We start from the raw sequence: 13,409 nt of genomic DNA, 5'->3' as shown, positions 1-13,409 counted from the left end.
ACACCAACAATCTGGCGAAACTTAAAACGGCCGGTTTTTCTGGACCAGTTGCATAAAGGCATCGCGGTACCCTTTGCTCAGCGGCACCTCCCTCTGCCCAATGATCTCGCTGGCGGTACCTTTTCCGGTCCGCCTTTCGCTTGCTGTGTATTCGCCTGGGGATAGGCTACCCGAGCGACAAGAGCCCAAAGCAGCATTGACAACATCATTTTCATAGCTAACATTTTTATTCAATGGTACAAAAAAATTCCTCGACAAAGTTACACCGGGGCCCACCTTCATGCCCAGTGTTCATCCCTCGTACCGGTCGTTTCATCCGCTGGTTTGCCCGCTCACATTCTTTTCCGCCAGGTGGCTCCAACCTTCGCGCTGCCGTCCTTCTCATTACCTTAATATTTTCTCGATCAAAGTAGTAGCGTTTCAATTCCTTTTTACGACTTCATAAAAAAACAACTTAATCTGTTAGCAAAAATGAAAACACATCTTTCAAAATGCGTCGCGTTCCTGTTTTTGATTGTACTATCCATATCGTTTTCCTGCAACCGGGAAAACAACATTTCGCCTGATCCGGATAACGGGCCATTGGTACAAACGAATGGTACGGAGTATAGCAAACTACTGGCGGGCCGTGAAGACTTTGACGGCACCCCGTTTGAGATAACTAAAGTGACCCGGGAAGGTAACTCGCTGAAAATCGACGTGACCGGCGGTGGCGGCATTGAAAATTATAAAGTCGTTTGGGATGGTCAGCTCATGCTGTCGTACCCGATGCAGGCCCGCCTCGTGGTGGCCTACGATACGCCCGACGGCGCGCAGGACGCGGCTATGCACGATTACACGCTCGAAGTGGACCTGCAAAAATTGTTCGGCAACTCGGCCAACGCATCTGAGGTGATCGTACACCTGGCCAATGGCTCCAAAAAGCAAGATAAGGTGGTTGATCCCAACGGAAGCACTTCCAATCCAAAATAATTCCGCGTCCTTTCAATCACTTCATCCCTGCTGGCCCCGGCGCGTCCGGGGCTGGCTACGTTATCTCTAATTGTGGAATGGCTATCAGATTGTACGACGAATGAAAAACACTGGATTGAACGCTGTGCGAAGCGGGAGCCCAAGGCACAACAATGGGTCTTCAAGCATTATTTTGGTTTGGCCATGGGTATAAGCATTCGGTACCTCCCCAGTCATGCCATCGCACAGGAAGCCGTTAATGACTCCTTTCTCAAAATATTCAACCAGTTGCCCAGGCAGCTGGCAGGCTTGAATTCCTTTAAGGGATGGATGCGGTCACTCGTTGTGCGGACGGCCATTGACTATTTCAGAAAAGAACGAAAAATTTCGGCGACGGCAAGCCTGGAAGGCTGCGACGATCGCTACATGATGTCCGAAGACATTACGGACAACCACTCGGTAGAAGAAATTCTGCGACTGCTCGACAAACTTCCGCCATTATGGAAAGTGGTCTTTAATCTGTACGAGATCGAAGGTTTCAGCCATGAAGAAATTGGAAAAATGCTGGACATCCCGGCATCATCGTCGAGAGTGTACCTGACCAGAGGGAAGGAAGTGCTGCGAAAAATGATAACCATTCAAAACGGTAGCCACTAATGTCGGATCAGCAACCCGTAGACAAACGGATGCTCGGCCGCCTCCGCGATCATACCGAGCCGTACCTGCCCGATGCCTGGGAATCTTTCGAGCTTTTCCGGGCCGCACAAAGCCGAAAAAAGCGCATCGCGCTTTATTGGCTGGGTGCTGCGGCTTTGCTGGTATTTATAGCGATAGCTTTGCTGATAACGAGCATCCCGGACGCACCGGCCCGCCTCCACGTTGCCGAAAAGCCGGTGCGGGCCGTTCAGCAAGACAAGCTTCGAGCCACGCGATCTGAGGAGCCGGCAGCATCACCAGACTTGCCTTCTGCACCCTCAGCGAGCGGTATACAGGCATCAAGGCACACGAAAGCACTATCCAGACGGAAAAGTTTGGAACTTAACCGCGTTCGTTCGGAGAATACAATGCGTGATCCGGCTGCACCCCTCCCGGCGACTTCCAACGACGGGATAAGGGACACCTTCGCTCCCGAATTCCTGATCCCCCGGGCTTTCAATTCCCCGGTTGCCCGGTTCGTCAAACGTGATATTCCTCTGCCGCAGCCACGGATTCACCCACCTCAGTACCGCGATCAGGCAGTTCGCTGGGGCGTTAGCGTTTTGCAGCAATCGAACCGGGCTGCACACATTGTTCCTGAATCGAATTACGGGGTAGGCGGCGCGTTACTTGTGCCATTGTCCCGTAGGATTGCACTGGTAACGGGTATTTCAGGGAGCAGGCAGTCATTAAATATAGAGCAGCCTGCGCGCTTGTCGGCCGCCGAAGGGCTCCCGAATTTACAGCGCGTTCGTTATCATTGGGTTAATCTTGAAGTCCCCGTTCAGATCCAGTACAAACTAAGAACTTTTAAAGATATCAGCTTCACTGCCAACGCAGGGGTGGCCTTGCAAACCAGCATGGGGCAAACTGCTGACTACCACTACAAGACCACCCGAACAATCGCAACTTTTGCAGAAACTGCCGGCGGACCGGTACTTGTTTCCTCCCAGACTGTTGAAGAGCTGACTTCAGTTAGTGAGCGCGACAAAAAACGCATCTGGACGGTTGGCAGCCCGCTGTACTTCGGGATCGGAATCAGTTACAAGTGGCAGCACACAGTCGTCGAATTAGAGCCGTTTGTCAAATACCCGTTCGGTGCAAGTACGGCAGACAGGCTTCAACTTACCACGATGGGCATTCAGTTGCGTCTGACGGGCCCACTAAAAAAGCCAATTCCAGCAACCAGAAATTCACTTTGATAATTTGTGGTTAAAATGATGTACAGCTTATTGCCCACATTCATCGCCGCGACCGTTCTTTCCCTCACTACCTGCTACTCGTGCTAGCCTATCCCGTTTGTCAATCCATTTAAGTTTGGCATGCAAAGTTCGGATGGGCCAGTTACTTTTCGTAACTTCGTAGCAAAAAGTAACGGTAATGTCCAGGTAACATATGCAGTGCGAGCCCCGTCCGAACGACAAACATAAAAAGGAAATGATGGCCGTCCAGGATTCGATGGACGTGCTTAGCGGCAAATGGAAGATTTCGATCATTTCCTCCATCTGCTACTATAACAAAAGGCGATTTTCCGACATCCTGGGCGATGTCGAGGGCATTTCGAACAGAATGCTGAGCAAGGAGCTGAAAGAACTGGAAATTAATCAGCTGGTTAAGCGAACAGTACTGGATACCCAGCCGGTAACCGTCCAGTACGAACTGACGGAGCATGGCCTTACATTGAAAACGATCATCAATAACCTGACCGATTGGGGCATGGAGCACCGCAAGAAGATCATCGGGGAATAATCTCATTTTGAGCCTAAACCTTTACGGGATATGCATACAAAGTTGCGGGAACACATCCAAAAGATTATGCCCCTGACAGACGACGAGTTCGCCTTTGTCGCGAAGCACTTCACTTTCAAAAAATTCAAAAAGCACCAGTTTATGGTCCAGCAGGGCGAACTGGTGCCATACAACTATTTTCTGTTGTCCGGGCTGACAAAACTAGTCTACACCGATCCGGACACGGATAAGGAATATATTCTCGCATTTGCCATGGAAGACTGGTGGGACAACGATTTTCAGGCCTATTACACCAAAACCAGGGCCTCGTTTTCGATGATCTGCCTGGAAGACACCCAGGTGCTGTGTCTGTCCCTGGATGATTTCAATGCATTGCGCACGGGCATGCCTAAAATCGAGCATTTCTTCCTCGAAAAAGTGATGTCGGGCTTTCTGGCCGCCCAGCGCCGCATTCTTTCGCTGATGACATCCAGCGCACAGGAGCGCTATGAGCAGCTATTGGCACAGCACCCCACCCTTGCACAGCGTCTGCCCAAGACACAACTGGCTGCCTATCTGGGTGTTTCCAGGGAGACACTCAGCAGGCCGAATGTATAGTGTGATCTACCTCACACCAAAGACGTGAGATAGCACACGTGATGATTTTCAGCGGCTAACCTAGTTTTGCATTGAAAATCAAATTAAAGCAAAATGGAAAAGAGAATCATCAACCCGTGGACCTGGCAGGACGAGCTCAGCTATGTACAGGCAGTGGAAGTAAAAAATCCCACGGGCACATTGTACGTTGCCGGACAGGCCGCCGTACATGCCGACGGCACATCCAGCAATGCCGATATGCGGACCCAGCTCGGAATAGCGATTCAAAACCTGGAAACCGTGATCAGCGAAGCGGGTTACGAATCCGGTAACATCGTGAGGTTGACAGTTTATACGACCTCTTCGGAGGAATTTATCAACAACTGTTTTGACATATTCCAGCAGTTCGTCGCAAGACATGGAATGAAACAGGCCGTTACGCTTCTGCAAGTAGTCGCACTGAACGAAACACTCAATGTCGAGCTGGAAGCCACCGTTGTCAGATAGCCCCGCCAAGGGATTGGTAATCCGAACCGTTTACTGACGTTCTTTTGCCTCGGGAGTAACAGGGGTGAAGAAATTGACCAGGTTACCATCCGGATCGCGAAAAAGCAGCGACCGGTTGCCCCAGGGCATGGTGGTCGGCTCCTGCACGAGCGCTGGTCCCAGGTAGCCTGCAATTCGTTTGAAATGCGAATCCACGTCGTCGACGCGGAATTCAAGAATGAGCGAACGGTTTGTGGCCGGTGACGCGACGCTGTCGCCACCAAACAACTGCAGAGTTCGCGTGCTTCCGATCGCCAGTACAGCTAGCGGAGTGCGCAGCTCTGCAAAATCCTCCGTGTAGCGGACAGCAGGGTAGCCGGTAACCTGCTCGTAAAAATCGACAAGGCCGCCGAGGTTGGCGGTGATGATACGGGTCGAGACAAATGTCATAAAAAGGAATCGTTCAGTTTTTGGATTCCCAAAGAAATACCCGCCGGTTGACAGCCCTATGTCAGTAGCTCCAAAAAACATTGAAATCCCCCGTCGAAACGCGTCTACCAATCCAGAAACACCATTCCGGCCCCGCAGATCGTGATGGTAAGGCCGCCCAGCGCGTGCATATACTTTTCGAGCGAGGACGGACGGAACATTGAAATACCGAAAAATCCGAGCACGACCATCAGCAGCATCATGGCCAGCGTGCATACCGTGTAAACGGCGATCATCGTGGCCATGGTCGTCCACGAACTTTTTGCCGCCGGGAAATAAAGCAGCGGGATCATCGGCTCACACGGCCCCAGCAGGAATATGATGAACATCACCCAAGGCGTGACCTTGTGACGATCGCCGGGTGCTACCGCCTGGCCATGGTTATGCTCATATACATACAATTCCCCGTTATCACCGGCATCGAAATGCTTGTGCGAATAGCCGCGGCGCATTTTCCACAGGCCCCATATCCCGTAAACGATCCCGAAACCGAGTAGCATCCAGCCTGCAATACCTCCCCGGACGCCTTCCAGCCATTCGATCCGGCTCAGCGACCAGCCCGCCGCAGCCCCGCCAAGCCCTAGCAATACCGAACTCCACACGTGCGCGCAACCGCACAGGACCGTCCAGCCGATGGTGCGGGCAAGCGACCAGTTTCTGCTGCGCGACAATGCGATAAATGGAATGTAATGGTCTGGCCCGCTGAGTGTGTGCAGACAAGCAATGCTAATGGCCGCGGCCATCAATACCTGAAACTCAGTTTGCATAATATTTCGCTTTTTGTAATGATTTCCGATGTGATTTTCAGCGCCTGCACCAGGCGCTCCGAATGGTTGCCCAGCACCCTCAGCGCGAACCCGTTCACGGGCAAAGAGGTAATACCGAAATCGATCCCCGGAATCGCCGCCAGGCTTTCCGAGAGATGCGGGACGAGGCTCGTTATATCCAGCCGGGGATTAATGCATATTAACCCGCCCTGGTGCGTGAACCCTTCCAGATGCCCTATCCCGGCCGGGCTGACGCGCTGCGGTACCAACCGCAAATTTTCCTTTAAAATGAGCTTTCCTTCCAGAAACACCTCTGTTACCGAGCGATAATTGGAGAATCGAAATACCTCCCCATTCAACTTACGCCCGCAGGTTACGATCTCGCCCCATATCAGCCGGCAGTCCGCAGAAAGAAATATCCGGTTTTCACCCCGGAAATCGGCACCGGCTTGCGGTACACATGGATGTGGCAGGTAGGTCAGCGACGCTCCCGGAGCCAGCTCCACCCGCACCTGCTGCCGCGCCGGCGATGCCATACTGAACAGGCGTTGGTAAGATTGGGTATGCCAATGCACGGCAGCCCCCTCTTCCAGCCGGATGCCGATCTGGTAATGGTCCCCGGCCAGCACGCCCGGCGATGCGCTCATTTGCATTAAATGTAAGGTGGGACGACGCCGGTCCTCGGTAACGTCCGCAATTTTGAACGGGGGTTGCCAAAAACTTTCTTTCAGATAGGTGCGTCCGTCGCGCAGGGCCGCTGTGATATCCAGGGCGGCGATCATCGCACCAGCTCGGGCTCGGCGATTTCCTCCATTAAGGCATACCTGCGTATCCATCCGATCACCTGGTCGAGGCCTTGGAGCGACATCAGGTTAGTGAAAACAAAGGGGGCGCCGTTCCGCATCCTGCGCGCGTCGCGCTCCATCACGCCCAGGTCCGCGTGCACGTAAGGCGCGAGGTCTATCTTGTTGATGACGAGTAAATCACTGCGGGTGATTCCCGGCCCGCCCTTCCGTGGTATCTTGTCTCCTTCTGCGACGTCGATCACAAAAATGCTCAGGTCGGCCAGGTCGGGGCTGAATGTGGCTGACAGGTTATCGCCGCCGCTTTCGATAAATATAATTTCCAGATCGGGAAAGCGGTCGGCCATTTCCTCGACGGCTTCCAGGTTCATACTCGCGTCCTCGCGGATGGCCGTATGCGGGCAGCCGCCTGTTTCGACGCCAATAATGCGCTCGGGCGGCAGCAGACTGTTGACGGTGAGAAATGCGGCGTCTTCCCGGGTGTAAATATCGTTGGTGATGACCGCCACGCTGTAAACCGAAGCCATTTGCCTGGTAAGGCGTTCGATGAGGGCTGTTTTACCGGAACCTACCGGCCCGGCCACGCCAATTTTAATGTAGTTACGGGTCATATTTAGGACATATAAAGTCTTGAATACAAAGTTTCATGCTGCATGCAGCGGATATCGAACCCGGTGCAGCAGAGCCCAAGCAAGTCGCGGTTGGGCTGCATGGTCTTTTCAACCAACTCCGCTATTAATGGTTGTAGTGAAAATAAAAGCTCCTGTCCCTGCTGCTGGCCTAACGGGATCATTTTGACACTATTGGTAACCATCCCCACACTTGCGTTGTAGTAAAATCCGGTGAGCATATCTTCCTTGGAAATACCCATTGCTGCGGCACATATCCCGAATGCCAGGCAGTAATGCCCCGAAGCGGCCTTTCCGCGGATGGCTTTTACGTATTGATCGAGCACCAGATTTTGCAAAACCGGTTGGAATACTTTCAATAGCCGGTTTCCCAGTTTCACGCTCGCATCGCGGATTTCCCTGGGCAGTTTGAGCGCGGTACATTCGGTATCCAGATTAATGCATTCATCGATATCATTTTGGCAAACCGCGTCATAAGCCAGCGAGGCAAATGCGGCGTCGCCGTAGTGGATATTCTCGGTGAGCATCTGCCGGATATAGTCGCAAGCTGTGTCCCTGCTGCACACGATACCCGACTGCACGTAGGTTTCCAGCCCACCCGAATGCGCATATCCGCCGATCGGCAGTGTCGGATCGCTCAGTTGCAGCAGGTTTAGCAGGCGCATTTCCATTTTCAGGAGTTGGTCAATTGCATGATTTTCGAAAACAAACTGCCGCTACTGCCCGAAGCATGCGGCGAAACAGTCGTTTTAAGCGGTTGAAGCAGCTTCCGCTCCTCCCGCAACACGGCATATCCCTGCGCAGTAAGCAGCCGGTAAAGCGGCATCTCGAACGGAACCAGCAATGCATTGTCCTCGAAGAAAAGCGGCAGGTGCTTGTTACCGATTTCGTAACAGAGCGAAGCGGTTTCAAACAGGCTGTCGGGCTTGACGACGATGCAATCGCAAGGAAGAATGCGCGCGACAACCAGCCGGTCCGCATCGGCATACAGTACGTCGCCTTCCGTAATCTCCGGCGCTTCGGCAAGGAATTTCATAGACACGGCCAGTCCCCGGCAGGTTTTCTTATGCAAGATCCTTTTCCGGGTTTCAAACCATTCCAGGTCCAGCCAGTCGGGCTCAATATCGAGGCCAGCATAGTCGGTAATGCGTCCTGCTTTTTCCCTGATAATCATATTCAAATGCGTTGAGAATCCTTTTTAAAATAGAAAATAGCGCTGCGCCAACGGCACTACCGATACAGGCTCACAGGTAATGTGCGCTCCGTCTACTTTCACTTCGTAGTTCTCCGGGTTCACATCGATCTGCGGGGTCGCGTCGTTGTGGATCAGGTCTTTTTTGGAAATGCTGCGGCAGTTCCTGACCGGACGCAGCAGCTTTTGAAGACCATACTGCTGCACAATACCCTCATCCAGCGAGCATTGCGAGACAAAGCTCATGCAGGTACCCATCAGCGCTTTGCCGTAAGCACCGAACATGTGCCGGTATATGACAGGCTGCGGCGTGGGGATAGACGCGTTCGGATCGCCCATTCTACTGCCGATGATCATACCGCCCTTGATGATCATCTCCGGTTTCACCCCGAAAAAGGCAGGCTTCCACAGCACCAAATCGGCCAGCTTGCCGGGTTCAATGGAACCTACATATTCGGAAATACCGTGGGTAATGGCCGGGTTGATCGTGTATTTGGCCACGTAGCGTTTGGCCCGGAAATTATCATTTCCGGCCTGGCTATCCTCGGGCAGAAAGCCACGTTGCTTTTTCATTTTATCGGCGGTTTGCCACGTCCTCGTGATCACCTCCCCCACCCGGCCCATTGCCTGCGAATCGGAGCTCATCATGCTGAAAACGCCCATATCATGCAGAATGTCCTCGGCTGCGATGGTCTCGGGACGGATCCGCGAGTCGGCGAACGATACATCCTCCGGCACCGATTTGTCGAGATGATGACAAACCATGAGCATGTCCAGGTGTTCGTCGATGGTATTGACGGTAAATGGCCGGGTCGGATTGGTCGACGAAGGAAGGATATTGGGATACATAGCCGCCTTGATAATGTCCGGCGCATGCCCGCCACCGGCTCCTTCGGTATGGTAAGTGTGGATCACGCGGCCGCCTATGGCCTCCATGGTACTTTCCAGGAAACCAGCCTCGTTGAGTGTATCGGTGTGTATAGCTACTTGAATGTCAAGCCGGTCGGCAACACGGAGCGACGCGTGGATCACGGCGGGCGTAGCGCCCCAGTCCTCATGGATCTTCAACCCGATGGCCCCTGCCCTCACCTGCTCTTCCAGCGGTGCCTCCGTTGCGCAGTTTCCCTTGCCGGTAAATCCCAGGTTCATCGGAAAAGCTTCCGCGGCTTCCAGCATTTTACGGATATTCCAGGCACCGGGCGTAACGGTGGTGGCATTCGTACCGTCGGCAGGCCCCGTGCCGCCGCCAATCATTGTCGTAATGCCGCTGAACAGCGCGTGGTCTATTTGCTGGGGGCATATGAAATGAATATGCGTGTCGATGCCTCCCGCCGTCGCGATCAGTCCTGCGCCGCCGTGTACTTCGGTAGCCGCCCCGATCACCATACCGGGTGTAATGCCGTCGGTGGTATCCGGGTTGCCAGCCTTGCCCACGGCGACAATGCGCCCGTCGCGTATGCCGATATCGGCTTTCACAATGCCCCAATGATCGACGATCATCACGCTGGTAATGACCATATCCAGCACGCCATCGTCGCGAACTGCCGTGCCCGATTGCGCCATGCCGTCGCGGATCGTTTTGCCGCCGCCGAATTTCGACTCCTCGCCGTAACCCTCCGGTCCGCCGATGGAAAGGTCCCGCTCGATCTCGATGATCAGGTCGGTATCGCCCAGGCGTACGCGGTCACCCGTCGTTGGGCCGTACATATTGGCGTATTTAATGCGGTTAATATAAAGGCTCATGGCAGTTCGTTTTTAAAACCTCTCTTTAATGCTTCGGATAGCGCCGCGTCCCCGCTCCTTTCCACCTGGCCATCGACCAGGTTATTAAACCCGAAAACATGGCCGCTACCCGCTAACGCTACCAGCCATACGTCTTTCTCCTCGCCCGGTTCGAAACGGACCGCCGTTCCCGCCGGAATGTTCAGGCGCATACCGTATGCCTTCATGCGCTCGAATGCGAGCTGCTTGTTGGCTTCAAAAAAATGAAAATGCGAACCGACCTGAACGGGCCTGTCGCCGGTATTGACGACCGTTAGCTGCTCGGTCCGGCGGCCGGAATTGGCTATAATATCGCCTTCCGCCAGAAAGTATTCACCTGGTACCATATTGTCGCGTTTTAACGTATCGGATTGTGAACGGTCACCAGCTTGGTACCGTCGGGAAACGTGGCTTCGATCTGAATATCATGGATCATTTCAGGAATGCCTTCCATGACATCCTCACGGGCCAGAATGGTAGCGCCAAACTGCATGAGCTGCGCCACCGACTGTCCGTCACGGGCCGCCTCCTGCAACCGGCTGCTGATCAGCGCAATCGATTCGGGATAGTTTAGTTTGAGTCCCCGTGCCTTCCGCCTTTCGGCCAGCTCGCCGGCCAGAAACAACATGAGCTTTTCCTGTTCTCTGGGAGATAAATGCATAGCGCTCAGATTTACTTAGGTATTATTACGTACGTAAATATAAGTACCTATTCCAAGCGCTGCAAGTTTTTGAAGTATTATTTAAACCAATAATGAAGCGGCGCGGGCGTTTTCCATCGCTTCCTCGATCGTATTGACCTGAAACTTACGCAGGATGTTCAAACGATGGGCCTCGATGGTGCGGATACTGATGCCGAGCGTTTCGGCGATATCCTTATTGCTTACGCCCTGGTGAATCATGCGGATAATCTGCTGCTCCCGCTTGGAAAGCGCGATTTCGGCAGCTCCCGCAGCAGCCGGCGCGTCTCCGCCGGTCGCATTGCGCTGCTCGTGATATTTACGCACTACGGTGTCGGTAACATCGCCGATGAAGTAGAAATGCCCCGCGTGCACGGAGCGGATCGCGTTCAGGAAAATCTTGTTGCTGGTATCCTTCAAAATATAACCGCTGGCCCCCATATCGAGCGCCGTGCTTACGTAATCGGGATTATCAAATAGGCTAAAAAACAGCAGTTTCGCATTGGAATTGGCTTTAATGACCGATTTACCCGTATCCAGCCCGCTGATGCCTTGCATACGGATGTCCATAATGATCACGTCCGCGGGAATATGCGCGAGTGACGTGATCGCCTCTTCACCGGAAGACGCTTCGCCTGTCACTTCCATATCCGGTTCATTATTGATGAGCTGTTTGAGACCGTGTCTGAATATTTCGTGGTCGTCGACTAAGAATACAGCGATTTTTTTCATATTTCGGGTCGTTTGTCTGTTGTAAGAAGTTGGTTTACAAATGCAAGGGCAGTTCGAGTTGGACGGTGGTACCTTTTCCGGGCTCGGAACTGATATTGAGCGTACCTCTCAGCAGATCGGCCCGCTCTTTCATCCCCCGCAGGCCATGCGCCTTTGGAAACTTCTCCCGCGAATAAATATATTGGTTATCAAAATAAAATCCTTTTCCATTGTCCTGAATGATCATATTCAGGAACTCGCCGTCGCTGTCCACGTGGATTTCCACCATCGTCGCGCCCGAATGCTTGATCACATTATTCAACGATTCCTGCAAGATCCGGAACACCCCTACTTCCAGCTCGCGCGGTAGTGCCTCGGCTTTAATGTTCTCTTCCAGGTAAAAAGTTACCTGATCCGACGCCTCCCGGCACATTTTGACCAGCTCCCTGATCGCCGACCGCAACCCGAAATCTTCCAGTACACTCGGCAGCAAGTCCGCGCAAATGCGTTTGGTCTCAAATATGATAGCCGCCAGCAGTTCGTTGACGCGGTGGATTTCCGGGTCCTTATGCTCCATCCGGTCGTCGACCTGTTCGAGCTTCATACGCAGGCTGGTCAGCATCTGCCCGATCCCGTCGTGAATTTCGGCCGCCACGCGCTCGCGTTCTTTTTCCTGGCCGGTAATGATCGACAGCGACCGGATGTGCTGCTCTGTTTCCTGCCGCCGCATTTTCTCCTCGGTCAGCAGCCAGAGCTCTTTTTCGGTATTTTTCCGCTTGGTGATGTCGTTGCAAACGACCAGATATTGGTATAACTCGCCCTGATTGTTGATAATGGGCATCAATGTCACATCCAGCCAGAAACCCGAACCGTCGGAGGCTGTATCGTACACTTCTCCCTGCCATACCTCGGTGCGCCGCCGCGGGTCACGGATGTGGCTGTAAATGATGCTCTCGCTTCCGCCCTGGTTATTGTAAAAAAGCGGCCGGTCGCGCAGCTCCGAGCTGCTGTACTTGGTCACGTGGCAGTACTTGTCGTTGGCATAAATGATCCTGCCATCCTGGTCGGTTTTAACCAGGTAAGTGGCTTTTTCCAAGGCATAAGTCGTCTCCCGGAGCTCCTTGTGCGATTTTTCAATGGAAATACTGCTTTCCTGCAACTGCCTGGCCAGCTGCTTGGAACGGTTTTCGGAATCGATCAACCCGGTCATGGTCTGCCGGATCCTGATCGAAAGCGGGAAAAAGATCAGCCCCGCTTCCAGCAGCAGCGTAAAAAGCACCACACCCAGCAGGATATATTCGATTTCCTTCAACGTACGTACCTTCTGCCGCCAGAAGCGGTCATAGTCGAACACGATCAGCTCCATACCCAGCAGGTACGACTTCTCATATTCGAGTATTTTCTTTACGTAAGGCCCGATATTGAGCGAATCACCGGCCTTGCGGCTTTCCATTGCGGCCACCATTCTGTTGGAGGCCGCCAATATCTCCTGGTAAGGATCTTTCACCATGTCGTACATCATGGCGATTTCCTTGCGGTTATTGGGAGGAAGGTTTAAGAATGAATTCCCGCTGATCAGCGACACGTGTGCCTTCTGCCATTGTTTGAGGGTGTTGACAAATTCCTTTTGATTGGATTCCACATCCCTGCCCGATTCGATGAGCAACGCCGTCTTACTTAGCGTCTGGCTGTAAGTACGTAGCCGCCCGGCATAGTTGATAATGTGGGAATCGTCGCGCTGGGCAGTGAGGTAGCGCTGGATCAGGATCTGGCTGAGGATCGATATCACTGCCACGATAAGCAATGCCGATACATAGAGCCAGGTGAAGTACAGAAATGTCTTCCGCTCCTGGGTTTCGTCCTGGACAACTTGTTTTTTTAGCATGGGCTGAAACTGGAAAATCTCATGTACCTACGCGT

16 protein-coding genes and 1 pseudogene are annotated in these 13,409 nt (G+C 53.1%); 6 read left to right on the top strand and 11 right to left on the bottom strand.

All coding sequences use genetic code 11. The features are described 5' to 3' along the window. Positions 1 to 471 precede the first annotated feature (471 nt). The 6 genes from J2Y43_RS20565 to J2Y43_RS20540 all read left to right on the top strand — a co-directional run bounded on the left by J2Y43_RS20565 (position 472) and on the right by J2Y43_RS20540 (position 4,479). A complete protein-coding gene (locus tag J2Y43_RS20565; RefSeq protein ID WP_309986571.1) occupies positions 472 to 972 on the top strand; it encodes a hypothetical protein in 501 nt (166 codons plus the stop codon). A 72-nt stretch (positions 973 to 1,044) separates the two neighbouring features. Continuing rightward, positions 1,045 to 1,608, top strand: coding sequence for a sigma-70 family RNA polymerase sigma factor (locus J2Y43_RS20560; protein WP_309986569.1), 564 nt, complete (start codon positions 1,045 to 1,047; stop codon positions 1,606 to 1,608). Further along, positions 1,608 to 2,849 carry a hypothetical protein gene (locus tag J2Y43_RS20555; RefSeq protein ID WP_309986567.1) on the top strand — a complete coding sequence of 414 codons (1,242 nt, stop codon included), beginning with the start codon at positions 1,608 to 1,610 and terminating at the stop codon, positions 2,847 to 2,849. Before J2Y43_RS20560 ends, J2Y43_RS20555 begins: the two co-directional genes overlap by 1 nt. 193 nt (positions 2,850 to 3,042) lie before the next feature. Then, on the top strand, positions 3,043 to 3,396 hold the full coding sequence (locus tag J2Y43_RS20550) for a helix-turn-helix domain-containing protein (protein ID WP_309986563.1): 354 nt from the start codon (positions 3,043 to 3,045) through the stop codon (positions 3,394 to 3,396). 30 nt (positions 3,397 to 3,426) lie between these two features. Next, positions 3,427 to 3,993, top strand: a complete 567-nt coding sequence (locus J2Y43_RS20545) for a Crp/Fnr family transcriptional regulator (protein WP_309986560.1) — start codon at positions 3,427 to 3,429, stop codon at positions 3,991 to 3,993. A gap of 93 nt (positions 3,994 to 4,086) precedes the next feature. Next, the gene (locus J2Y43_RS20540) at positions 4,087 to 4,479 is read left to right on the top strand and encodes a RidA family protein (protein ID WP_309986557.1); all 393 of its coding nucleotides are present in this window, start codon (positions 4,087 to 4,089) and stop codon (positions 4,477 to 4,479) included. Between the two features lie 30 nt (positions 4,480 to 4,509). Here the strand turns inward: J2Y43_RS20540 and J2Y43_RS20535 are convergent, their stop codons facing one another. From J2Y43_RS20535 to J2Y43_RS20485, 11 genes and pseudogenes are all read right to left on the bottom strand, one after another. Then, positions 4,510 to 4,908 carry a VOC family protein gene (locus J2Y43_RS20535; protein ID WP_309986555.1) on the bottom strand — a complete coding sequence of 133 codons (399 nt, stop codon included), beginning with the start codon at positions 4,906 to 4,908 and terminating at the stop codon, positions 4,510 to 4,512. Positions 4,909 to 5,012: 104 nt separating this feature from the next. Continuing rightward, entirely contained in the window at positions 5,013 to 5,714 is a 702-nt protein-coding gene (locus tag J2Y43_RS20530) for a hypothetical protein (RefSeq protein ID WP_309986550.1), read from the bottom strand. Then, positions 5,690 to 6,550: an urease accessory protein UreD gene (locus tag J2Y43_RS20525; protein ID WP_309986547.1), complete on the bottom strand. Its 861-nt coding sequence runs from the start codon at positions 6,548 to 6,550 to the stop codon at positions 5,690 to 5,692. The genes J2Y43_RS20530 and J2Y43_RS20525 overlap by 25 nt, the downstream gene beginning before the upstream one ends. Then, positions 6,493 to 7,128 carry an urease accessory protein UreG gene (ureG, locus tag J2Y43_RS20520; protein ID WP_291206704.1) on the bottom strand — a complete coding sequence of 212 codons (636 nt, stop codon included), beginning with the start codon at positions 7,126 to 7,128 and terminating at the stop codon, positions 6,493 to 6,495. Before ureG ends, J2Y43_RS20525 begins: the two co-directional genes overlap by 58 nt. A 2-nt stretch (positions 7,129 to 7,130) precedes the next feature. After that, positions 7,131 to 7,811 (bottom strand): urease accessory protein UreF, encoded by a 681-nt coding sequence (locus J2Y43_RS20515; RefSeq protein ID WP_309986542.1) that lies wholly within the window; start codon positions 7,809 to 7,811, stop codon positions 7,131 to 7,133. Positions 7,812 to 7,819: 8 nt separating this feature from the next. Next, the gene (locus tag J2Y43_RS20510) at positions 7,820 to 8,320 is read right to left on the bottom strand and encodes an urease accessory protein UreE (protein WP_309986540.1); all 501 of its coding nucleotides are present in this window, start codon (positions 8,318 to 8,320) and stop codon (positions 7,820 to 7,822) included. 24 nt (positions 8,321 to 8,344) lie between these two features. Further along, entirely contained in the window at positions 8,345 to 10,081 is a 1,737-nt protein-coding gene (ureC, locus tag J2Y43_RS20505) for an urease subunit alpha (protein ID WP_309986537.1), read from the bottom strand. 59 nt (positions 10,082 to 10,140) lie between these two features. After that, positions 10,141 to 10,446 (bottom strand): annotated as a pseudogene (gene ureB / locus J2Y43_RS20500) (urease subunit beta); the annotation flags it as partial. An 11-nt stretch (positions 10,447 to 10,457) separates the two neighbouring features. Next, complete coding sequence (ureA, locus tag J2Y43_RS20495; RefSeq protein ID WP_309986531.1) at positions 10,458 to 10,760, bottom strand: urease subunit gamma; 303 nt, start codon at positions 10,758 to 10,760, stop codon at positions 10,458 to 10,460. 81 nt (positions 10,761 to 10,841) lie between these two features. Continuing rightward, the gene (locus J2Y43_RS20490; protein ID WP_309986529.1) at positions 10,842 to 11,510 is read right to left on the bottom strand and encodes a response regulator transcription factor; all 669 of its coding nucleotides are present in this window, start codon (positions 11,508 to 11,510) and stop codon (positions 10,842 to 10,844) included. Between the two features lie 34 nt (positions 11,511 to 11,544). Beyond that, a complete protein-coding gene (locus J2Y43_RS20485; RefSeq protein WP_309986525.1) occupies positions 11,545 to 13,374 on the bottom strand; it encodes a PAS domain-containing protein in 1,830 nt (609 codons plus the stop codon). Positions 13,375 to 13,409 lie beyond the last annotated feature (35 nt).

This window comes from Dyadobacter sp. BE31 (genome assembly GCF_031457695.1).
Lineage (GTDB): Bacteria > Bacteroidota > Bacteroidia > Cytophagales > Spirosomataceae > Dyadobacter.
The sequence above is the reverse complement of the archived record's forward strand: the minus strand, read 5'-3'. Positions and strand labels throughout refer to the sequence as shown.